The organism is Flavobacterium sp. (genome assembly GCF_043779715.1).
GTDB lineage: Bacteria > Bacteroidota > Bacteroidia > Flavobacteriales > Flavobacteriaceae > Flavobacterium.
The window spans coordinates 1-20,416 of sequence record NZ_JAYWDT010000082.1 but is presented as its reverse complement, the minus strand read 5'-3'; the positions used below and the strand labels follow the sequence as shown (position 1 = coordinate 20,416).

The following is a 20,416-nucleotide window of genomic DNA, read 5'->3' as shown; positions in this document are numbered from 1 at the left end:
TCATAAATAGATTTATTATTAATAAATGAAACTAAAATGATTAAAAAAATGATTTTGAAGTTAAAATTTGTAACCTAAAGGTGTCAAAAATTAAAATTAATGGTTGACTAACCCTGATGGAAGTGAAAATCCTGTTATTGCGAAAAAGAATCCTCACTGGTAAGATTGCTTTGTTCCTCGCAATGACAGATTGCAGCGAACAGCAGGACAAAGGATTGCTGACAATTCCCAAAACATTCGTTCTAAAAAATCTCTCCAATTTTTATAGGGAGTTCGCTTGGGATTAATTGTTATTTTACTTGTTTACCTTTTAAGTAAGTATTGGCAGGTTTGGTATAAGGAACTCCTTCAAGGTTTATTGTCATAATATCCGATTCAAAAATGGTAAAATCGGCCCATTTTCCGACTTCAAGACTTCCTTTTTCGTTTTCTTCGAAGTTGGAATACGCTGCCCAAATGGTCATTCCTTTGAGCGTTTCTTCACGAGAAAGTGCGTTTTCCATTTGAAAACCACCTTCCGGGAAGTTTTTTAAATCTTTTCTAGCCACAGCAGCATAGAAAGTGTACATTGGATTGACTTCTTCGATGGGAAAATCGGTTCCTAACGCTACCAAACCAGCTTTGTCGAGCATTTTTTTGTAAGCATACGAATTTCTAACACGATCTTTCCCCAAACGCTCTTCAGCCCAATACATATCGGAAGTAGCGTGTGTAGGTTGCACCGATGGAATGATTCCTAATTTGAAATAATCGAAATCTTCTTTACGCATCACTTGAGCATGCTCGATTTTCCAACGGCGATTAGGTTTTCCTGTTAAAACTTCTTTATAAACATTCAGTAAAACAGTATTTGTAGAATCTCCAATAGCGTGCGAATTCATTTGATAATCAGAATTTGCGATTTGTTTTGCGATTTGTTTTATTTCTGAAATTGGTGAAAGCAATGCTCCAAAATGATTGTGTTTGTCCGAATATTCATTGTGCAAACAAGCACCACGAGAACCCAAAGCGCCATCTCCCATGAACTTGAATGAACGAACATTTAATTTATCTGTTTTGTAAATCCCTCGTTTAGTATAATAATCAACATTGGTTTTTGAAGCGGCAACCATAGCGTAAATATTGATATCCAATACTTTTTTTTGTTGCAGGCTATCAATCAAATCTATAATTTCTTTTTCGAGTCCAGCTTCATTGATGGTTGTCAATCCGTAATTAAACATTTCTTTTTGCGCATCTTTTAAAGCCATAATTTGCGTTGTTCTGTTTTGTTTTGGAATAATATTGTAAACTAATTCCATAGGATTATCGACTAAAATCCCAGTTAGTTTTCCTTCTTTTATTTCAATTTGACCACCATCTGCTTTTGTATTAACTGTTATTCCGGCTAATTCTAATGCTTTATTATTGGCTAGCATGGCGTGACCATCTATTCGAGTTAAAGCTACCGGTGTATTTGGGAAATATTTATCTAACTGTTCTTTCGTTGGAAATTCTTTTACTTTCCAATCGTTTTGGTCCCAACCGCTTCCTTGAATAAAATTGACATTTTTTTCTTTTTGGAAAGAGATTACTTTATCTATTACTTCTTGAAAACTCTGGGTTCCGCGTAAATTGACACGTTGCAAATTCATTCCGAAGCTATAAAAATGGGCGTGTGCATCGTAAAAACCTGGATAAATATACTTTTCAGTAGCATTTATATTGTTTTTTGAACTGTATTTTTTATTGATTTCTGCGGAAGTTCCAATGGCAACAATTTTTCCGTCTTTGACAGCAAAAGCTTCAGCAGAATCGAAGTTTTTATTTACAGTATAAACTTTGGCATTTGTAACTATTAAATCGACTAGACGCTTTTTTTGTGCTTGAATAGTAGTCGAAAAAACAAAAAGGAAAAGAATCAGTTGTTTGAGTTGCATTGTGAAGTTGTTTTGTGAAGCGAAAATATAATTTTATTCTATAGTTTCAATGGTGAATTTTGAATTATTTACTTCAAATGTAAAACCAGCCTGATTTCCCATCAATTGACTTCCTAATGGAGATTGTGGGGAAATAGCAAATATATTTTGAGTTTCGATAGTGATTTTAGGCAAAGCTACACTGATATAAACTATCAAATTATTGGTTTTTACTAAACTGCCAACTGCTACTTTATTATGAATTTGCGAAGTGTCAATTTTATCTAAAATAGTTTTTTGCTCTATTGATTCTTTGAGTTTATGCGTCAGTTTTTCTTGCTCAATATGCATCATAGATAACGCCGTTTCGTGTTTATCTCCTGCTGAACCTTTGGCATCATTTTTTGAATCTTCGGTGAGTGATGAAATCATATCTTGGAAAACATCGATTTTATCTTGAACAAGTTGAAGGTATTGTTGGTGGATTTTTTGTTTGAAAATCATTTATTAGATTGTTAGATTATTAGACTACTTAGATTATTAGACTAACTTGATATCTAATAATCTAAGTAGTCTAATAATCTAAAATGTCTAGAAGTCAAATTTATAACTTGCTCCTAATATTACTTGAGCACCTTGCACAGGATAATTTAACCAACGGTTATAGCTTTGATTGGCAAGATTATTTCCTTTTAAGAAAGCTGTAAAACGTTCGTTGTATTTATAACCTATATGCGCATTGATATCGAAATAAGCATCTAAAGTTTGCACTGAATCTGGGAAAGTAAACAATTGATAATTGGTAAAGGCATCTTTTCTTTCGCCTACATAAAATAATTGCGTTCCTGCATACCATTTTTTACCTACGTTAAAATCGGTGGTGAAAGATGCTTTTATTGTTGGCAAATTCCATGCTTCTTCTTGAAAGGTTGTTTTATAATCATTTACTTCAGCATTCAAACCTAAAGAAATATTTTTGTTTATATCGGCTTTCAATTCTCCAAAAAGCGAAAGGTTTTTTATGTTATCATAAACGACATCAAACGAATTTCCGTAACTGTAATTTTGTGATGGTGCTGACAAGTATGGGTTGGTTTTGAACAAAGCTTGGTTTTTTGCCGAAGTATAAGATGCTTTCAAATTATATGATAAAGTGCTTGCTAATTTTCCTCTTAAACCTGCATAAACATCATATTGTTTGTCGGTTGGTTCGATAAATAATGTTGGTGATAAAAATTTGTTTTGGTCTACAAAATTTGCGTACGAATTTTGAGTTAATCCTCCTTCAGCACCTGCAAAAGCTATCATTAAATCGCCAACTACTTTATACGACAATTTTACTTTTGGATAAATAAAGAAACTACTTTTAGACTCATTTTTAATACCTGAATAAACATCTTTCATTCTTGATAAAAAAGTTACTTCCGCACCCAATTCGACCGATAAATCATCTTTTAGCAATTGATAACTTGGATTGGCACTAAATATTAAATTAGATTTTTGAATATTTGTACTTGTTCCAGCCACTGGATATTGCAGCAAATAGGAAGTATCAAAACTAGTGTTCAAATAATCAACATTAAATTTTGCTTTTACAGCAGTATCACCAAAATCAAAGTTAAAAACGGGTTTGATTATAAATCGATTTTCTTTAGATCCGTAATTATCTGAGAAAGCTATAAAATCCAGGTTTGCTTTTTCAAAAAAACTATCTGAAATAGCCAATTCTGAACCTAGCAAAATTGTATTATATTGATGACTTGGATTTACTGTATCTAATCGAATATTATAAAAATTTGGATTTTCTAAAGGCAATCCGTACCAATTATAACCTTCGTGTTTGTAACCTAAATCTAATTTGAAATTGGTTTGCTGGCGATTATAACCATACATCAAATTAATAGAAGATTCTGAGAATTTATCATTTAACACTACGTTTTTGATGCCGCCTTCTGACGATTGATGTCTTACCATTCCGCCTACATATTGGTAATTATCTAACTCGTGAGAAACAAACAATTCGGTATTTACAGTTCCGTAATTTCCAAGGCCAAAAGTCGCATAATTGGAAAATAATTTCTCTTGTTTTGCCTTGTCGACACTAGCCGCTTTCCCTTTAGATGGTGTAAATGTTGATGCCACAGGAAAAGAAAAAATCTTATAATTGATTTCTTCTTTTTTGCTGGTTTCGTTATCGTCTAATGATGGTGTTTCTATTACTTTGAAAGCATCGGAAATGGTTGGTGTATATGGTTTTACCACGTTTACAACTTCGGTACCAATGTTTTCGTCTTTCTTTTGGGCGAAAGCCATTTGGAATGTTATAAGTAGGATTATGATGATTTTATTTTTCATATATTTTTTATTGCTATTTCACAAAGTCACTCGAAGATGACACAAAGATTCACAGAGTTTTTATTTAGAAATCGACGAATTTGTTTTGGCTTCTTCTGCTTTAATTAAATCAAGTTCTTTTTTGGCTTCTTCCACTACATCTGCATAATCTGTGAAGTTTTTAATTACACTTTCTAGAATATAGGTTGCTTGAAAACTGTCTTTTAATCCGTAATAATTCTTTGCCATAACTACCAATCCTTTGGCACCAAAATATTTATAACCTGAATAATCTTTTGCTAATTTTTGAACTACTTTGTTAGAATCTTCAAATTTTGAATCTTTATTTTTGAAATAAGCATCATAAAACAACGCCTCGGCAGCAAGTTCTCCTTTGGCAATTTTCTGTAATTTGGCATAAGCGCTTTTGGCCTTTCCTTCATCACCCGTTTTTATAGCCGAACGAGCTACAACAATTTGTGCATCACTCTTAATTTTGTCTTCTGTTTTCGGGTTTTCTAGTACTTTTTCGGCGTAAATTACTGAATTAGCATAGTCCTTTTCTGTATAATAACTTTTCATCAAATTAGCTTGTGCATAGGTTTTATTTTGAGGAAAATCGGCTTCGGATTCTAAACGAAGTAAAACAGGAATCGCTTTAACATAGTTTGTATTTCTCAAGAAAATTTGACATAATCGTGACAAAGCTTGCTCTGTATATTCGTTTCTAGATTTTGAAATTGTGAACTCATAAAAAGGAATTGAATTAGCAGATTCTTCTTTAAAATAGCTTTCTGCCAAATAAAAATTAGCTTTTAGAATGCGTATTCCGTTAGGGAAAGCCTTAATATAACTACTTAAATTCGTAATAGCTTGTTTGTTATTACCTTGCAAATATTGCTTTTCGGCAGCTTCCCAAGAATCGTTATCTAAATCGGCATCAGAAATTTCGACAAAATCGAGCGATTTTACCCAAGTAGCATATTCATCTACTTTTCCGTTATCTACATAAATTAATCGTGCCGTTTTTACTGCTTCTAGTGCTTCTTCTGATTTTGGAAAATCAGCCACCACTTTTTTGAATTTGGTTAATGCTTGATTATCTTTATCAGCATTATAATATATTAAACCTTGACGAAGAATCGCTTTAGATGTGTAACTTCCGTTACTATTTTCGGTAATCAATTGATCATAAGTTTTTATAGACGATGCTGTTTCGTTTTCGGCAGTATACGTATTTGCTAGTTCAAACAAAGCATCATCACGATATTGTGATTTTGGATACGTTTTTAGAAACTGGTTAAAATCATTGATTTTCTTATCATTTTTACCCATAAATCCATAACAAATCGCTTTTTGAAAAGCAGCATAATCAGCATCGACAGTTTTTAGAACGATGGCTTTATCATACGCTTCCAGTGCAGCTGAATATTTTGTAGTTACAAATCGGCTATCGGCCAAACGCAAGTAAGCATCAGTTAGGCGGGTTTTATCATCTTTAGAAACTTCGATATATTTCTGAAAAAAATTGCCCGCTTGTTCGTATTCTTTCAACTTAAAATGGCTGTAAGCAATGTTATAATTTACATTTGCAAATTCAGTTGTTTCTTTGGCTTCTGGATAACCTAGAAACTGTTTGAAACTTAATAAAGCATTGGTAAAATCCTCTAAAACATATTCCGTTTCTGCTTTCCAAAATGTGCCACGAGCAGAAAATTTCGGGTCTTTTTGTTCGGCAATAGATTTTTTAAAAATTGTTAATGCGTCTTTATAACTTCCATCTGTAAATAATTCTAAACCACGATAAAAAGCTACTTTTTGGTACGCTGTTTTGTTTCCAAACGATTTGTTTTTTTCTAATAACGTTAATGCTTCTTTATAATTTTTTGAAGTGATATAAGAATTTATTAATAAATTTTCAATTTCTGGTTTATTAGGATTTAATGGATATTTCGTCATAAAACCGTTCAAAACATCTGGGACGCTTTGGTACGAATTCCCAATATCATAACTCAATCGAGCATAATTTAAAGCGGCATCTTCTTGAATTTTGATGTCAAAAATCATTTCCGAAGCATTTTTGAAGGCATTTAAAGCCTGCTGCTTTTTATCGGTTTTCAAATAACTTTCGCCCAAATGATAATAAGCATTTTGAGCTACTAAATCTTTACCCTCAATAATTTTATTGAACTGCGTAATGGCATTTTCGAAATCATTTTGCTTGTAGAAAGCATAGCCTAACTGATAATAATCGGTATTATTCCACTTCCCTTTTTTGCCTTTATATTCTTTTAGAAACGGAATCGCTTCGTTATATTTTTTTAAATTAAAATAACTTTCGCCGATAATTTTATTCAACTCCGATTTTTCCATCGCGTTAGAACTCACCATTGCTGCTTTACCTAACTCGATTGCTTTATCGAATTTTCCAAGTTTAAAATTCATATCAGCTTGAAAATACGACAACTTTTCCTTGTATTTTTCTTCGCCCGAAACTTGATCAAAATATTTGGTCGCTTCCTTGTAATCGTCACCTTCATAAGCTAAAAAACCTAAATAATATTTTGCTTGCGAACCGTATTCTTGCGAATTGACCACTTTGTTGAAATATTGCGTTGCTTCCTTCTTTTTTCCAGAATTAAAAAAACTGTAACCTTTGTAGAAATTATATTTATCTAATTCATCTTTCGTCAAACTACTTTCATCAACCTTATCAAACCATTCTAACGCTTGTGGATATTTTCCTTGCTCGAAATAATAGGTAGCGACTTCGGTAAAAGCTAAATTTTGCTTGGTACTTGTTGGATATTTTTTTACAAAACTTTCCATTTTTTCATCAGCATTATTCTGATTTAATCTTATCGCGCAATTGGCTATATAATAAGTACAATCGGCTTCCAATTCTGGATTTGAATTTTCTTGCTTTACCTTATCAAAAAGTATTTGTGCCGATTGGTATTGTTTGTTATTAAATAAAGATAAAGCTTTATTATAATCTGCTAAATCATTAGTATAAATTGCTGATTGTTGTGCAAATATCGAAGTAAATCCAAAGAATAGAAATACGAAAAGTGACAATAAATATTTTTGCATTGGTAACTTATTTTAGAATTTCAAATATAGTAGTTTCTTATTCTTAAAACGAGGAAAATTGGGGTTTAGTATCCAAAATTGAATAACAACTCAAATTTTATTTTGAATAAGAAACATAACTTACTACTTTTACGAAATAAAATTCTACAAAAGATGTCAAAAACCATTTTATCACTTCAAGACGTAAACATATACCAATCTGGAAATAAGATTATTTCCGATATAAATCTGAGTGTGAATCCAGGTGAATTTATATATATAATAGGTAAAACTGGTTCTGGAAAAAGTAGTTTTATGAAGACACTTTATGGCGATTTGCCTCTTTCTGATGGCGAAGGAACCATTGTAGATTATGATTTGAATGGATTGATAGATAAAGATATTCCGTATTTGCGTCGAAAAATTGGTATGGTTTTTCAGGATTTTAAATTATTACCAGACAGAACTGTAGCTAACAATTTACTTTTTGTACTAAAGGCCACAGGTTGGGTAGACGTACAAGAAATGGATTATAAAGTTGAAGAAGTTCTTAAAAAAGTAGGCATGTTTAGTATGGCAAACAAAATGCCACACCAACTTTCTGGAGGAGAACAACAATGTGTTGCTATCGCTCGTGCTTTGCTAAACGATCCTGAACTTATTCTTGCCGATGAACCTACTGGAAATCTTGACCCACAAACCAGCGGCGAAATTCTAGAATTACTAAAAAAGATAAACGCCCAAGGCAAAACAATTATCATGGCAACTCATGATTATGCTTTACTGATGAAATATCCTTCAAAAACATTAAAATGTGAAGACGGAACTATTTTTGAAGTGGTTCAGAGAACGGTTTAAAAATATTAAACACGAATTCCACTAATTTTTTCAATTGATAAAAATTAGTGGAATTCGTGTTTAATAAATTAGGTGTTATATTATTTCAACAGGACCATTCCATTCCATCATACCGCCTAAAAGGTTGTAAGTAGTTTCAAAACCCAATTGATTCATAATATTACAAGCCTGTGCGCTTCTTCCTCCTGCTTTGCAATACACATAATAATTTTTCGATTTGTCGAGCTCTTCTATTTTATAAATAAACGCTTGTCCTTTATATATATCTATAGTTATTGCGTTGGGAATAATTCCTTCATTGCATTCGTCTTCGGTGCGAACATCTAGGATTACTGCGTTTTCGTCTTCTTGGGCTTTTTTCCACCACACTTCTTGTGATAAATTCATATTTTTAATTTTTATCAAAAATAATAAAATCTAATGCAAAATTTGTTAAAAATAATTTAACAAAAATTTAATACACATTTGTATATACAAATGAAAAATAGTCATACATTTGTATATACAAATTTAGTAATAAAAACTATGAAAATAGAAGACGAAATAAAAAGTACCATTCCTATTGATATTGCTAAAAAAGTATTGCTTAATATTTCATTTACAAAAAATGTTTTACACGATAATTTTCAGGAACTAATAAAACCTTACGATTTATCCGGAGAACAATATAATGTGTTGCGAATATTAAGAGGACAAAAAGGAAAACCTGTAAACATGTGTGATATTCAGGAAAGAATGATTGCAAAAAACAGTAATACAACAAGACTAATTGATAAATTACTCCTGAAACAAATGGTTACTCGCAGCGAATGTCCCGCAAACAGAAGAAAAATAGAAGTTCTAATTACTCAAAAAGGGTTAGATGTGTTAGCAGAACTTGATCCTGTTGTTATAGAACACGAGAAATATTTTGCAAACAAACTAACAGTCGAAGAATTAGAACAATTAAACAATTTATTAGAAAAATACCGAAATTAATTATGAGCAAATTTATTGAAAATCAGAACTGGCGTTACGCTACCAAAAAATTTGATGTTGCAAAAAAAGTATCAACAACAGATTTAGAAACACTTAAAGAAGCAATTCGTTTAAGTTCATCTTCCTACGGATTACAACTTTATAAAGTTATCATTGTTGAAAACCCAGAAATAAGAGCAAAATTACAACCAGCTTCTTGGGGACAATCCCAAATTGTTGATGCATCGCACTTAATCATATTTGCAAATCAAACCAATGTTGGAGTAACAGAAATAGATTCTTACCTACAAAATATAGCTCAAACTAGAAATTTACCTATCGATGCATTATCGGGTTATGGCGATTTTATGAAAGGTGCAATAACTCCGTTACCTGAAGAAGTAAAAAATATTTGGACGGCAAAACAAACTTACTTAGCTTTGGGAAACTTGCTTAATGCTGCTGCCGAACTAAAAATAGATGTTACGCCAATGGAAGGTTTCGACCCAAAACAATACAACGAAATCTTAGGTTTAGACAAACTAAATCTTAACACAGCAGTTATTGCAGCCGTAGGATATCGTCACGAAGAAGATGCCACACAACATTACAAAAAAGTAAGAAAATCGAACGAAGATTTATTTATAACTATTTAATTATTAACAATTCAAATTTAAAACAAATGAAAAATTTAAAATCAATTGCATTAGCAGTAATTGTAGCAGTAAGCACATTGACAGCTTCAGCTCAAACAACAAAAAAAGTAGACGTTTCTAAAAGTAAAGTACTTTGGTTAGCTAAAAAAGTAGGTGGTCAGCACAATGGTGATATTACACTAAAAGAAGGTGCATTAGTATTTAAAGGTTCAAAAATAGTAGGTGGGAACTTTGTTGTTGACATGAAAACTATAAACACAACCGATTTAGAAGGTGAATGGAAAGGTAAATTAGACGGACACCTAAAAGCTGATGATTTCTTTGGTGTAGAAGCAAATCCAACTGCAACATTAGTATTCAAAACTATTGGAGTAAAATCAAAAAACACATATGCTGTTATTGCCGATTTGACTATTAAAGGAAAAACTGCTCCAGTAGCTTTCGATTTAGTAGCTAATAAAGGTGTTGCAAATGCAAAATTTATGGTAGACAGAACTAAATATGACATCAAATATGGTTCTAAAAACTTTGGAGCATTAGCTGACAAAGCAATTGATGATGAATTCGAATTAAACGTAAGCTTGAAATTCTAATTCTCTCACAAAAACAACACAAACCTCGTCGAGCAATCTTCGAGGTTTTTTTATTTTTACAAAATAATGAAAGAATATTTGCAAGTAACAATTTAATTACTACTTTTGACATTCAATTAAGAACATGAATACATTTTTAAACAATACTTGGTGGTGGAACAATTTACGTCAAACGTCGTGAACTAATCCTCTATATTGTATTTTTTAAACTCAAAATATATAAAAAGGCTTGTCAATCACGACAAGCCTTTTTTTTATGCAAAAACCGAAAATATCATTATGAAAACTTATAATCTTAAAACGAAATTCAAACAAATTCTTGCTGATACTATCACGCCAGTAAGCATTTATCTGAAAATCCGTGACAAATTCCCTAACAGCTTATTGTTAGAAAGTAGCGATTATCATGCAAATGACAATAGCTTTTCTTATATCTGTTGCAATCCTATTGCTTCGATAAAAATAGAACATGAAACTATCTTCAAATCATTTCCTGATGGAAGTTCAGAAAAAATTCAAATTGAGAATCAAACCAACATTCCAAAGGAAATTGAAAGATTTACATCCCAATTTAAATCTGAAAACAATGATTTCAAATTCATTAATAATGGATTATTTGGTTATATTTCTTATGATGCTGTACGTTATTTCGAAAAAATAGAAATTTCAAAGAAGGAAAACGATTTACAAATTCCAGATATTTATTACGCTGTTTATCAAAATATAATTGCTATCAATCATTTCAAAAACGAAGCATATATTTTTTGCCATTCATTAAATGATGAAAATAATATTAATGAAATCGAGCAATTGTTACAAACACGCAATTTACCTGCTTATTCTTTCACTAAAAACGATGATAAAAAATCAAATTTGACCGATGACGAATTTAGAAACAACGTAACTTTAGCTAAAAAACATTGTTCTCGTGGAGATGTTTTTCAATTAGTATTATCACGACGATTTACACAAGGTTTTAAAGGTGATGAGTTCAATGTGTATCGTGCTTTACGAAGTATAAATCCGTCTCCGTATTTGTTCTTTTTTGATTATGGAGATTTCAAAATAATGGGTTCTTCGCCCGAAGCTCAATTAGTCATCAAAAATCGAAAAGCAGAGATTCACCCAATCGCAGGAACCTTCAAACGAACTGGAAACGATGAACAAGATGCCATTCTAGCTAAAAAATTATCCGAAGATAAAAAAGAAAATGCCGAACATGTGATGCTAGTCGATTTAGCCCGAAATGATTTAAGCAGACAAAGTCATCATGTTCAAGTAGAAAAATATCGTGAAGTCCAATTTTTCTCTCATGTCATTCATTTAGTATCTAAAGTTACAGGACAAATGCACGGAAATTCGGCTACAATGCAAGTCGTAGCTGATACTTTTCCTGCCGGTACTTTATCTGGTGCTCCAAAATATAAAGCAATGGAACTTATCGAAAAATATGAAAACACAAATAGAAATTTTTACGGAGGCGCAATAGGTTTTATGGATTTTGAAGGTAACTTTAATCACGCTATTATGATTCGGACTTTTTTGAGCAAAAACCACCAATTACATTATCAAGCTGGAGCTGGAATTGTAAATAACTCCATTGAAGAAAGTGAATTACAAGAAGTATATAACAAATTAGGTGCATTAGACAAAGCATTAGAATTAGCCGAAGAAATTTAATAATTTAAAGATTCAAAAATTTCAAGATTTCAAGCACATAGAATCTTTCAATTTTTCAATCATTTAATCCTTCAATAAAAAGAAATGAAAAAAATACTAGTCATAGACAATTACGATAGTTTTACTTACAATTTAGTACATTATCTCGAAGATTTAAACTGCGAAGTAACAGTATATCGCAACGATGAATTTGATATTGATGAAATAAAAAAATTCGATAAAATATTACTTTCTCCAGGTCCAGGAATTCCAAACGAAGCTGGTTTACTCAAAGAAGTCATTAGAATCTATGCGCCTACAAAAAGCATTTTGGGAGTTTGTTTAGGACAACAAGCCATAGGAGAAGTTTTTGGCGGAAGCCTTATTAATCTTGAAAAAGTGTATCACGGAGTGGCAACAAATGTAAATATTCTAGTTGATAACGAAAATCTTTTTGATGGTTTAGAAAAACAAATCGAAGTAGGACGTTATCATTCGTGGGTTGTTAATACTACTGATTTTCCAGATGTATTAGAAATTACATCAACCGATGAAAACGGACAAATCATGTCTTTGCGTCACAAAACTTACGATGTTCGTGGCGTACAATTTCACCCAGAAAGTGTGCTCACACCAAACGGGAAAAAAATATTAGAAAATTGGGTTAACTCAAGGCAATAGCCAAAAGTAAAAAGGCATAAGTCAAGACTTGTGACTAATAACTAATGCCTTTTGGCTAAATAAAGACAAATGAAAAATATACTCAACAGACTCATCAACCACGAAACGCTTTCTAAGCAAGAAGCCAAAAATATATTGGTAAATATTTCCAATGGAGATTACAATCCGAGTCAAATAGCCAGTTTTCTAACCGTTTATATGATGCGAAATATTACTATCGATGAACTCGCAGGATTCCGAGAAGCATTATTAGAATTGTGTATTCCTATTGATTTATCTGCTTATAATACCATCGATTTGTGCGGAACTGGTGGCGACGGGAAAGACACTTTCAATATTTCGACATTGGCTTCCTTTGTAACTGCTGGAGCTGGAGTAAAAGTAGCAAAACATGGAAATTACGGCGTTTCTTCTATTTCTGGTTCAAGTAATGTCATGGAAAATTTGGGTGTAAAATTCAGCAACGATAATAATTTTTTAGAAAAATGCATTGACCAAGCAGGGATTTGTATTTTACATGCACCACTTTTTCATCCAGCTATGAAAAACGTAGCGCCAATAAGAAAAGAATTAGCCGTAAAAACCTTTTTTAATATGTTGGGACCAATGGTTAATCCGAGTTTTCCTAAAAACCAATTGGTTGGTGTTTTCAATCTCGAATTGGCTAGAATGTACAGTTACTTATATCAAAACACAGAAACGAACTATACCATTTTACACAGTTTAGATGGTTACGACGAAATTTCTTTAACTGGAAATACTAAAACCATTACCAATAAAATGGAAGGAATGCTAAGACCAGAAGATTTTGGAGTTGATATTTTATCACAAACGGATATTCAAGGTGGAACAACAATAGAAGAATCAGCTCAAATGTTTCTTACAATTATTTCAGGAAAAGGAACCGAAGCACAAAATAATGTGGTTTGTGCCAATGCTGGAATGGCAATTGCAACAGTAAACAACCTATCGCCAATAAAAGGATTCGAATTAGCAAAAGAAAGTCTATTATCAGGAAAAGGCTTAGAAGCTCTGAAAAAATTACAACAATTAAGTTTATAAAAATGAATATTTTAGATAAAATCATCTTCGACAAAAGAAATGAAGTAGTACTCAAAAAGTCGATTATTCCAGTTTTACAACTAGAAAACGCAATACTTTTTGGAAGTAGAACCATTTCTTTGAGTAAAATTTTACGAAATAGTAATTCTGGAATTATCGCTGAGCATAAAAGACGGTCTCCATCTAAATCGGAAATAAATTATAGTTTTTCGGTAGAAGAAGTTGTTAAAGGCTACCAAAATGCTGGAGTTTGTGGAGTTTCTGTTTTAACCGATACAAAATATTTTGGTGGCTCACTAGATGATTTATTATTAGCAAGAGCATCTATAAATATACCGCTTTTGCGAAAAGAATTTATTATTGATGAATATCAAATTTTAGAAGCAAAAGCACATGGAGCCGATTTAATTTTGCTCATTGCAGCAGTTTTAACTCGTGAGGAAATTAAAAACTTATCGGAATTTGCTCAATCTCTAGGTTTAGAAGTTTTGTTAGAAGTTCATAATCTCGAAGAATTACAAAAATCGATTATGCCAACTTTAGATATGATTGGCGTAAACAATCGCAACCTAAAAACATTCGAAGTCAGTTTAAATTTCAGCAAAGAACTAGCCTCAGAAATTCCAGATGAATTTGTGAAAATTTCCGAAAGTGGCATTTCATCAATCGAAGCTATAAACGAATTAAAACCTTATGGTTATAAAGGATTTCTAATAGGCGAAAACTTTATGAAAACAGATAATCCAGGAAAAGCCGCTTCAAATTTTATCAAACAATTATAAACTAAAAAGATGAAACTTAAAATCTGCGGAATGAAATATCCCGAAAACATTCCCGAAGTAAGCCAATTACTTCCAGACTTTCTCGGCTTTATTTTCTGGGAGAAATCCAGTCGCTATTTTGACGGAGAAATTCCAAAAATCAATAAATCAATAAAAAAAGTAGGCGTTTTTGTAGATGCAACTTTAGAAGAAATAATTTCAAAAATAGAAAAATACGATTTAGATGTTATTCAATTACATGGAAATGAAAGTCCTGAATTTTGTAAAAATTTAAAGGAAAAAAATATTCAAGTCATAAAAGTTTTTTCTGTAAATGATGATTTCGATTTTTCAGCATTAGAACCATTTGAAAATGCTTGCGACTATTTCTTATTTGATACCAAAGGGAAATTACCAGGCGGAAACGGAATAACTTTCAATTGGCAAATATTAGAAAAATACCATTCTAGAAAACCATTTTTCCTTAGCGGAGGAATTGGATTAGATGAAATTGAAAATATTAAGAAATTAAATTTACCTATTTACGCCATCGATGTAAACAGCAAATTTGAACTCGAAGCAGGATTAAAAAATATTGAATTATTAAAAAGTTTCAAGAATAACTTGTAAACTTTAAACATTTAAACTTTAAACACAATGAGTTTTCACGTTAACGAAAAAGGATTTTACGGCAATTTTGGAGGAGCTTACATTCCCGAAATGCTCTATCCAAATGTAGAAGAATTAAGACAAAATTATCTCAAAATAACAGCAGAAGAATCTTTTCAAAAAGAATTTCATGATTTGCTAAAAGATTACGTAGGCCGCCCTACTCCACTCTATTTTGCTGAAAGATTATCAGCCGAATACAACACAAAAATTTACCTAAAAAGAGAAGATTTGTGTCATACAGGTGCGCACAAAGTGAACAATACTATTGGACAAATTCTATTAGCAAAACGACTAGGAAAAACCCGTATTATTGCCGAAACAGGTGCAGGACAACACGGAGTTGCAACTGCTACGGTTTGTGCACTCATGGGTTTGCAATGTATTGTTTATATGGGCGAAATCGACATTAAACGACAAGCGCCAAACGTAGCGAGAATGAAAATGTTAGGTGCCGAAGTCCGTCCCGCAACATCGGGTTCAAAAACCTTAAAAGATGCTACAAACGAAGCCATTCGAGATTGGATAAACAACCCAATAGACACTTATTATATTATCGGATCTGTGGTTGGTCCACATCCTTATCCAGATATGGTGGCGCGTTTTCAGAGTGTCATTTCCGAAGAAATAAAAGCACAATTATTAGAAAAAGAAGGTCGTGAAAATCCAAATTATGTCATCGCTTGTGTTGGTGGCGGAAGCAATGCAGCTGGCACTTTTTATCATTTTCTTGACGAAAAAGAAGTAAGCATAATTGCTGTCGAAGCCGCAGGAAAAGGAATCGATTCTGGGGAAAGTGCTGCAACCTCAGCATTAGGAAAAATTGGAATTATTCATGGAAGCAAAACCCTGTTAATGCAAAGTCTTGACGGGCAAATTACCGAACCCTACTCTATTTCCGCAGGATTAGATTATCCAGGAGTTGGTCCAATGCATGCTCATTTATTCGAAACAAAAAGAGCTGAATTTATATCAATTACAGACGAGGAAGCCATGAATTGGGGCATAAAAATGTCTCAAACCGAAGGTATAATTCCCGCTATAGAAAGCGCGCATGCCTTTGCTATTTTAGATAAGAAAAAATTCAAACCGACAGATATTGTAGTCATCAATCTTTCTGGTCGTGGAGACAAAGATTTGAACACTTATATCGATTATTTTAAATTATAGTTGGGCGTTACCGCAAAATAAATAACAATTCACATGAACAGAATAAATCAAAAATTAAAAGAAGACAAAAAGATACTTTCCATTTACTTTTCGGCAGGATATCCTAACCTAAACGATACAGTTCAAATTATTCAAGATTTAGAAAAATCAGGTGTTGATATGATTGAAATTGGTTTGCCATTTAGCGATCCTTTAGCCGATGGACCAACCATACAAGAAAGTTCGACTCAAGCTTTAGAAAACGGAATGACTACAAAATTGCTTTTCAAACAGCTGGAAAACATTCGTCAAACCCTTCAAATTCCGTTACTAATCATGGGATATTTCAATCCTATTTTGCAATATGGGATAGAAAATTTTTGCAGAAAATGTCAAGAAATAGGAATCGACGGACTTATAATTCCAGATTTACCTGTCGCTATTTATGCCGAAAACTACAAAGAAACTTTCGAAAAACATGGCTTAATAAATGTGTTTCTAATCACGCCACAAACTTCTGATGAGCGAATTAGATATATCGATTCGGTTTCCAATGGGTTTATTTATATGGTTTCTTCGGCTTCCGTGACTGGAAGCTCCTCTGAATTTGGAACTATTCAAACCAATTATTTCAAAAGAATTTCGGAGATGAATCTTAAAAATCCACAAATTGTAGGTTTTGGAATTAATAACAAAGAAACTTTCAATCAAGCAACCGAATTTGCGAAAGGAGCAATTATTGGAAGTGCTTTTATTAAAAATTTGACAGGAAATGGAGTTTCTAGTATTAGTAAATTTGTTTCAGAAATTCTTTAAAAAAACCTATTCTTAAGTTTAAAAAATGTTAAAATAAATTTGTTAAAAAAATGTTAATTAAAAATTAAACAAACGTTTAATTTAAACATTTGTTTAATTTTGTGTCGGTTTAAAAAAAATCAATACTCATGACAGATTTTAATGACAAACAAATTGAAATTCTTTTAGTTGCTGAAAAGCTATTTTCGGAACATGGTTTTGACGGAACATCAATAAGAGATATAGCTAAAGAAGCAAATATCAATATTGCCATGATTTCGTATTACTTTGGTTCAAAAGAAAAATTACTAGAAGCATTAATTATCAACCGAATTTCCGGATTACAATTACAAATAGAAAATCTTCACAAAGAAAACTTATCGCCTTTTGAAAAAATTGACAAATTAATCGAATTATATATTACCAGAATTAATAAAAATTGTGGCATGTATCAGATTATTCATTTTGAAATTACTTCTAAAAAAAGAGATATTAATTATGAAGCTTTCAATGAAGTTAAGAAATACAATTTACAGATTTTGAAAAATATTATCGAAGAAGGTCAATCTAAAGGTTTATTCACAAAAAACGTCAACATTCCCTTAATTCCACCAACTATTATGGGAACTTATTTTCATTTTCAGATGAATAAACCTTTTTATGCCGATTTATTTAACTTGAAAACTCCTGAAGATTTTGATAATTACATCTATAATGATTTAACAAAACACATACAACAAACCATTAAAGCACTTTTAGTTTATGAAAATTAAAGCAAAATTATTAATTGTCATTTCTTTTTTAGGAATCACTTTTGGATATGCGCAAGAAAGAAGAATTCTCTCTCTCAAAGAAGCCATTTCACTAGTTACGACCAATAGTAACGAGGCTGTATTAGCCAATATGAAAGCAACCACTTCCAAACTGGAAATGGAAATCATAAAAAACAACCAATATCCAAGTTTAAAAATTTCTGGACAATTTTTGCAACTAACAGATGCCAATATTGATTCGAAAATAAAAATGGGTGGCTCTGGCTCTTCTAGCGAAGGTTCTTCACCTATCAAAGTAAGTCAATTATTTTTAGGTCAAGCCAATGTTTCGATGCCAATTTTTAATGGATTTAAGTTAAAAAACAGCATTTCTGCATCCGAGAACATGTATAAAGCCGAAACAGCAAACGCTGCGAATACAAAAGAACAATTGAGTATTTATGTGGTCGAATTGTTTGCCAAATTGTTTCAATCACAACAAACAGCAACACTAATTGAAGATAATTTGAAAAGTGCCCAGCAACGCACCAAAGATTTTTCTGCCATGGTAGATAATGGATTGATGGCTCGAAATGATTTATTGAAAGCACAATTACAAGAATCAAATATTCAACTTTCGTTAGATACTGCAAGAAAAAACGCAAATGTAATTAACTATCAATTGGTTACAGTCTTACAATTGCCAGAAAATACTCTAATCGATATCGATATTGAAACCATCAAAAGCGATATGGTAAAAAATCAAAGCATACAAACAAGCGGTCAAAGAAATGATTTGGAAGCCTTAAGTTACCAACAAAAAGCTTCAGAAGCTGTTATAAAAATAGCAAAAAGTGGTTATTATCCTTCATTAGCATTAGTAGGCGGTTATATCGCTTTCGATTTGAAAGATGTCATAAAAGTTAGTAATGCGATGAATGTTGGAGTTGGATTAAGTTATGATTTGGCTTCAATTTTCAAAAACGGTAAAGAAGTAAAATTAGCCAAAAGCAAATCGGAACAAACCAAAACGGCGGTTGCCATTTTAACCAATAAAATAAAAGAAGAAACGCACGAAGCTCAAGAAAACTACAACCTTTCTTTAAAACAAAATGTAGTTTACACACAAGCGGTTGAACAAGCAACTGAAAACTACCGAATTGTAAAAGACAAATACGACAATAGTTTATCTACGACTAATGATTTATTGGAAGCTGATGTGCAACAACTACAAACCAAAATAAATCTGGCATTATCTCAAGCAGATATTGCTTTAAAATATTACCAATTGCAATTTGCAGAAGGAAAACTAATTAACTCATTCTCCCGATAGCTATCGGGACTAAAAACTAAATATTATATCATAATGGAAAAGAAAAAAACAAACAAAAAATTCATACTTATTTTCTCAGTTCTAATAGTTTTAGGAGGAACTTACGGAGTTTACAAATACATACATTCATTAGCTCACGAAACCACGGATGATGCTCAAATAGAAAAAAACATGAATCCAATAATTCCTAGGGTTTCAGGTTATGTTACCAAAGTATTTGTACAAGACAATCAATTTGTAAAGAAAGGCGATACCCTATTTACTATCGATACCAGAGATTATATTATAAAAGTCGAAGAGGCAAAGGCAGCTTTAATTGGTGCTGAACAAGGTTATGCCGTTTCAAGAGCAGATATCGGAACAGCACAAGCAAATGTTTCTGTATCTGATGCAAATGTTCAATCTGCAAGCGGAAATATCGAAACTGCAAAAATCAGATTAAACAGAGCTGTAAATGATTATGATCGTTACAATAACTTGTACAAAAATCATTCAATTACAAAACAACAATTTGAGCAAGCTGAAGCAACAAAATTAGAGGCTCAAAGCCAATTGCGAATTTTACAAGAACAACAAAAAGCCTCTAATTATCAAAAAACTGTGGCTTCATCAAGATCTAATGTATCATCAAAACAAGCCGAAGTATCTGCTGCAAATATAAAACGTGCACAAGCTGTTTTAGATGCTGCAAATCTAAACTTAAATTATACGGTTGTTACCGCTTCAATTGACGGACAAGTATCAAAAATTGCAGTTCAACCAGGACAGTTTATTCAACCAGGACAATCATTATTTTATATCATCAACAATCAGGAAGTTTGGGTAATTGCAAATTTTAAAGAAACACAATTAAGTAAAATGGTCGAAGGTCAGAAAGTAACTGTAAAAGTAGATGCTTTTCCTGACACAGATTTCAACGGAACAATAACTTCTTTTTCACCAGCAACTGGCGCCCGATTTTCTATTCTGCCTCCAGACAATGCCACAGGGAATTTTGTTAAAACAATCCAACGTTTACCAGTAAAAATTAGCCTTGACGCAAATAATGAAGGTGCAAAAGTAAAATTATTACGTCCAGGAATGAATGTCGATGTAGATGTTCACATTAAATAGTTTTTTAGCCACAGATTAAAATGATTTTCACAGATTACTAAAAAAAAATATTTTTGAATCTTTTAAATCTGTGG

General features: G+C 32.1%; 19 protein-coding genes. 14 read left to right on the top strand and 5 right to left on the bottom strand.

Annotation, left to right across the window (positions count from 1 at the left end; genetic code table 11):
* Nucleotides 1-290: 290 nt before the first annotated feature.
* From ACH2BG_RS04315 to ACH2BG_RS04300, 4 genes are all read right to left on the bottom strand, one after another.
* Entirely contained in the window at nt 291-1,919 is a 1,629-nt protein-coding gene (locus tag ACH2BG_RS04315) for an amidohydrolase (RefSeq protein WP_395046490.1), read from the bottom strand.
* Nucleotides 1,920-1,952: 33 nt separating this feature from the next.
* Complete coding sequence (locus ACH2BG_RS04310; RefSeq protein ID WP_395046489.1) at nt 1,953-2,402, bottom strand: hypothetical protein; 450 nt, start codon at nt 2,400-2,402, stop codon at nt 1,953-1,955.
* 87 nt (nt 2,403-2,489) lie between these two features.
* Complete coding sequence (locus ACH2BG_RS04305) at nt 2,490-4,253, bottom strand: TonB-dependent receptor (RefSeq protein WP_395046488.1); 1,764 nt, start codon at nt 4,251-4,253, stop codon at nt 2,490-2,492.
* 60 nt (nt 4,254-4,313) lie between these two features.
* Nucleotides 4,314-7,325, bottom strand: a complete 3,012-nt coding sequence (locus tag ACH2BG_RS04300) for a tetratricopeptide repeat protein (protein WP_395046487.1) — start codon at nt 7,323-7,325, stop codon at nt 4,314-4,316.
* Nucleotides 7,326-7,478: 153 nt separating this feature from the next.
* On the opposite strand from ACH2BG_RS04300, the gene ACH2BG_RS04295 reads away from it, so the two are divergent.
* The gene (locus ACH2BG_RS04295) at nt 7,479-8,162 is read left to right on the top strand and encodes a cell division ATP-binding protein FtsE (RefSeq protein WP_395046486.1); all 684 of its coding nucleotides are present in this window, start codon (nt 7,479-7,481) and stop codon (nt 8,160-8,162) included.
* Nucleotides 8,163-8,237: 75 nt separating this feature from the next.
* Here ACH2BG_RS04295 and ACH2BG_RS04290 read toward each other — a convergent pair whose 3' ends face one another.
* Complete coding sequence (locus ACH2BG_RS04290) at nt 8,238-8,549, bottom strand: rhodanese-like domain-containing protein (RefSeq protein ID WP_395046485.1); 312 nt, start codon at nt 8,547-8,549, stop codon at nt 8,238-8,240.
* A gap of 138 nt (nt 8,550-8,687) precedes the next feature.
* Here ACH2BG_RS04290 and ACH2BG_RS04285 point away from each other — a divergent pair, with 138 nt between their 5' ends.
* From ACH2BG_RS04285 to ACH2BG_RS04225, 13 genes are all read left to right on the top strand, one after another.
* Nucleotides 8,688-9,140, top strand: coding sequence for a MarR family winged helix-turn-helix transcriptional regulator (locus ACH2BG_RS04285; RefSeq protein ID WP_395046484.1), 453 nt, complete (start codon nt 8,688-8,690; stop codon nt 9,138-9,140).
* A gap of 2 nt (nt 9,141-9,142) precedes the next feature.
* A complete protein-coding gene (locus ACH2BG_RS04280) occupies nt 9,143-9,775 on the top strand; it encodes an NAD(P)H-dependent oxidoreductase (protein WP_395046483.1) in 633 nt (210 codons plus the stop codon).
* Between the two features lie 26 nt (nt 9,776-9,801).
* Complete coding sequence (locus ACH2BG_RS04275; RefSeq protein ID WP_395046482.1) at nt 9,802-10,368, top strand: YceI family protein; 567 nt, start codon at nt 9,802-9,804, stop codon at nt 10,366-10,368.
* Between the two features lie 279 nt (nt 10,369-10,647).
* On the top strand, nt 10,648-12,048 hold the full coding sequence (locus ACH2BG_RS04270; protein WP_395046481.1) for an anthranilate synthase component I family protein: 1,401 nt from the start codon (nt 10,648-10,650) through the stop codon (nt 12,046-12,048).
* Between the two features lie 84 nt (nt 12,049-12,132).
* The gene (locus ACH2BG_RS04265) at nt 12,133-12,708 is read left to right on the top strand and encodes an anthranilate synthase component II (protein WP_395046480.1); all 576 of its coding nucleotides are present in this window, start codon (nt 12,133-12,135) and stop codon (nt 12,706-12,708) included.
* A 69-nt stretch (nt 12,709-12,777) separates the two neighbouring features.
* Nucleotides 12,778-13,770: an anthranilate phosphoribosyltransferase gene (gene trpD / locus ACH2BG_RS04260; RefSeq protein WP_395046479.1), complete on the top strand. Its 993-nt coding sequence runs from the start codon at nt 12,778-12,780 to the stop codon at nt 13,768-13,770.
* Between the two features lie 2 nt (nt 13,771-13,772).
* Entirely contained in the window at nt 13,773-14,552 is a 780-nt protein-coding gene (gene trpC / locus ACH2BG_RS04255; RefSeq protein ID WP_395046478.1) for an indole-3-glycerol phosphate synthase TrpC, read from the top strand.
* 9 nt (nt 14,553-14,561) lie between these two features.
* A complete protein-coding gene (locus ACH2BG_RS04250) occupies nt 14,562-15,161 on the top strand; it encodes a phosphoribosylanthranilate isomerase (protein ID WP_395046477.1) in 600 nt (199 codons plus the stop codon).
* 27 nt (nt 15,162-15,188) lie between these two features.
* Nucleotides 15,189-16,370 (top strand): tryptophan synthase subunit beta, encoded by a 1,182-nt coding sequence (gene trpB / locus ACH2BG_RS04245; RefSeq protein WP_395046476.1) that lies wholly within the window; start codon nt 15,189-15,191, stop codon nt 16,368-16,370.
* Between the two features lie 33 nt (nt 16,371-16,403).
* A complete protein-coding gene (gene trpA / locus ACH2BG_RS04240; RefSeq protein WP_395046475.1) occupies nt 16,404-17,165 on the top strand; it encodes a tryptophan synthase subunit alpha in 762 nt (253 codons plus the stop codon).
* A gap of 128 nt (nt 17,166-17,293) precedes the next feature.
* A complete protein-coding gene (locus ACH2BG_RS04235; RefSeq protein WP_395046474.1) occupies nt 17,294-17,917 on the top strand; it encodes a TetR/AcrR family transcriptional regulator in 624 nt (207 codons plus the stop codon).
* Nucleotides 17,907-19,229, top strand: a complete 1,323-nt coding sequence (locus ACH2BG_RS04230; RefSeq protein ID WP_395046473.1) for a TolC family protein — start codon at nt 17,907-17,909, stop codon at nt 19,227-19,229. Before ACH2BG_RS04235 ends, ACH2BG_RS04230 begins: the two co-directional genes overlap by 11 nt.
* 33 nt (nt 19,230-19,262) lie before the next feature.
* Nucleotides 19,263-20,342: an HlyD family secretion protein gene (locus tag ACH2BG_RS04225; protein WP_395046472.1), complete on the top strand. Its 1,080-nt coding sequence runs from the start codon at nt 19,263-19,265 to the stop codon at nt 20,340-20,342.
* Nucleotides 20,343-20,416 lie beyond the last annotated feature (74 nt).

What these genes read in the sequence shown, in the direction of transcription:
- ACH2BG_RS04315 (WP_395046490.1), bottom strand. Translation starts at nt 1,919, where the DNA reads ATGCAACTCAAACAACTGATTCTTTTCCTTTTTGTTTTTTCGACTACT.
- ACH2BG_RS04250 (WP_395046477.1), top strand. Translation starts at nt 14,562, where the DNA reads ATGAAACTTAAAATCTGCGGAATGAAATATCCCGAAAACATTCCCGAA.
- ACH2BG_RS04265 (WP_395046480.1), top strand. Translation starts at nt 12,133, where the DNA reads ATGAAAAAAATACTAGTCATAGACAATTACGATAGTTTTACTTACAAT.
- trpD (WP_395046479.1), top strand. Translation starts at nt 12,778, where the DNA reads ATGAAAAATATACTCAACAGACTCATCAACCACGAAACGCTTTCTAAG.
- ACH2BG_RS04300 (WP_395046487.1), bottom strand. Translation starts at nt 7,325, where the DNA reads ATGCAAAAATATTTATTGTCACTTTTCGTATTTCTATTCTTTGGATTT.
- ACH2BG_RS04290 (WP_395046485.1), bottom strand. Translation starts at nt 8,549, where the DNA reads ATGAATTTATCACAAGAAGTGTGGTGGAAAAAAGCCCAAGAAGACGAA.
- trpA (WP_395046475.1), top strand. Translation starts at nt 16,404, where the DNA reads ATGAACAGAATAAATCAAAAATTAAAAGAAGACAAAAAGATACTTTCC.
- ACH2BG_RS04225 (WP_395046472.1), top strand. Translation starts at nt 19,263, where the DNA reads ATGGAAAAGAAAAAAACAAACAAAAAATTCATACTTATTTTCTCAGTT.
- trpC (WP_395046478.1), top strand. Translation starts at nt 13,773, where the DNA reads ATGAATATTTTAGATAAAATCATCTTCGACAAAAGAAATGAAGTAGTA.
- ACH2BG_RS04310 (WP_395046489.1), bottom strand. Translation starts at nt 2,402, where the DNA reads ATGATTTTCAAACAAAAAATCCACCAACAATACCTTCAACTTGTTCAA.
- ACH2BG_RS04285 (WP_395046484.1), top strand. Translation starts at nt 8,688, where the DNA reads ATGAAAATAGAAGACGAAATAAAAAGTACCATTCCTATTGATATTGCT.
- ACH2BG_RS04230 (WP_395046473.1), top strand. Translation starts at nt 17,907, where the DNA reads ATGAAAATTAAAGCAAAATTATTAATTGTCATTTCTTTTTTAGGAATC.
- ACH2BG_RS04295 (WP_395046486.1), top strand. Translation starts at nt 7,479, where the DNA reads ATGTCAAAAACCATTTTATCACTTCAAGACGTAAACATATACCAATCT.
- ACH2BG_RS04270 (WP_395046481.1), top strand. Translation starts at nt 10,648, where the DNA reads ATGAAAACTTATAATCTTAAAACGAAATTCAAACAAATTCTTGCTGAT.
- ACH2BG_RS04275 (WP_395046482.1), top strand. Translation starts at nt 9,802, where the DNA reads ATGAAAAATTTAAAATCAATTGCATTAGCAGTAATTGTAGCAGTAAGC.
- trpB (WP_395046476.1), top strand. Translation starts at nt 15,189, where the DNA reads ATGAGTTTTCACGTTAACGAAAAAGGATTTTACGGCAATTTTGGAGGA.
- ACH2BG_RS04235 (WP_395046474.1), top strand. Translation starts at nt 17,294, where the DNA reads ATGACAGATTTTAATGACAAACAAATTGAAATTCTTTTAGTTGCTGAA.
- ACH2BG_RS04305 (WP_395046488.1), bottom strand. Translation starts at nt 4,253, where the DNA reads ATGAAAAATAAAATCATCATAATCCTACTTATAACATTCCAAATGGCT.
- ACH2BG_RS04280 (WP_395046483.1), top strand. Translation starts at nt 9,143, where the DNA reads ATGAGCAAATTTATTGAAAATCAGAACTGGCGTTACGCTACCAAAAAA.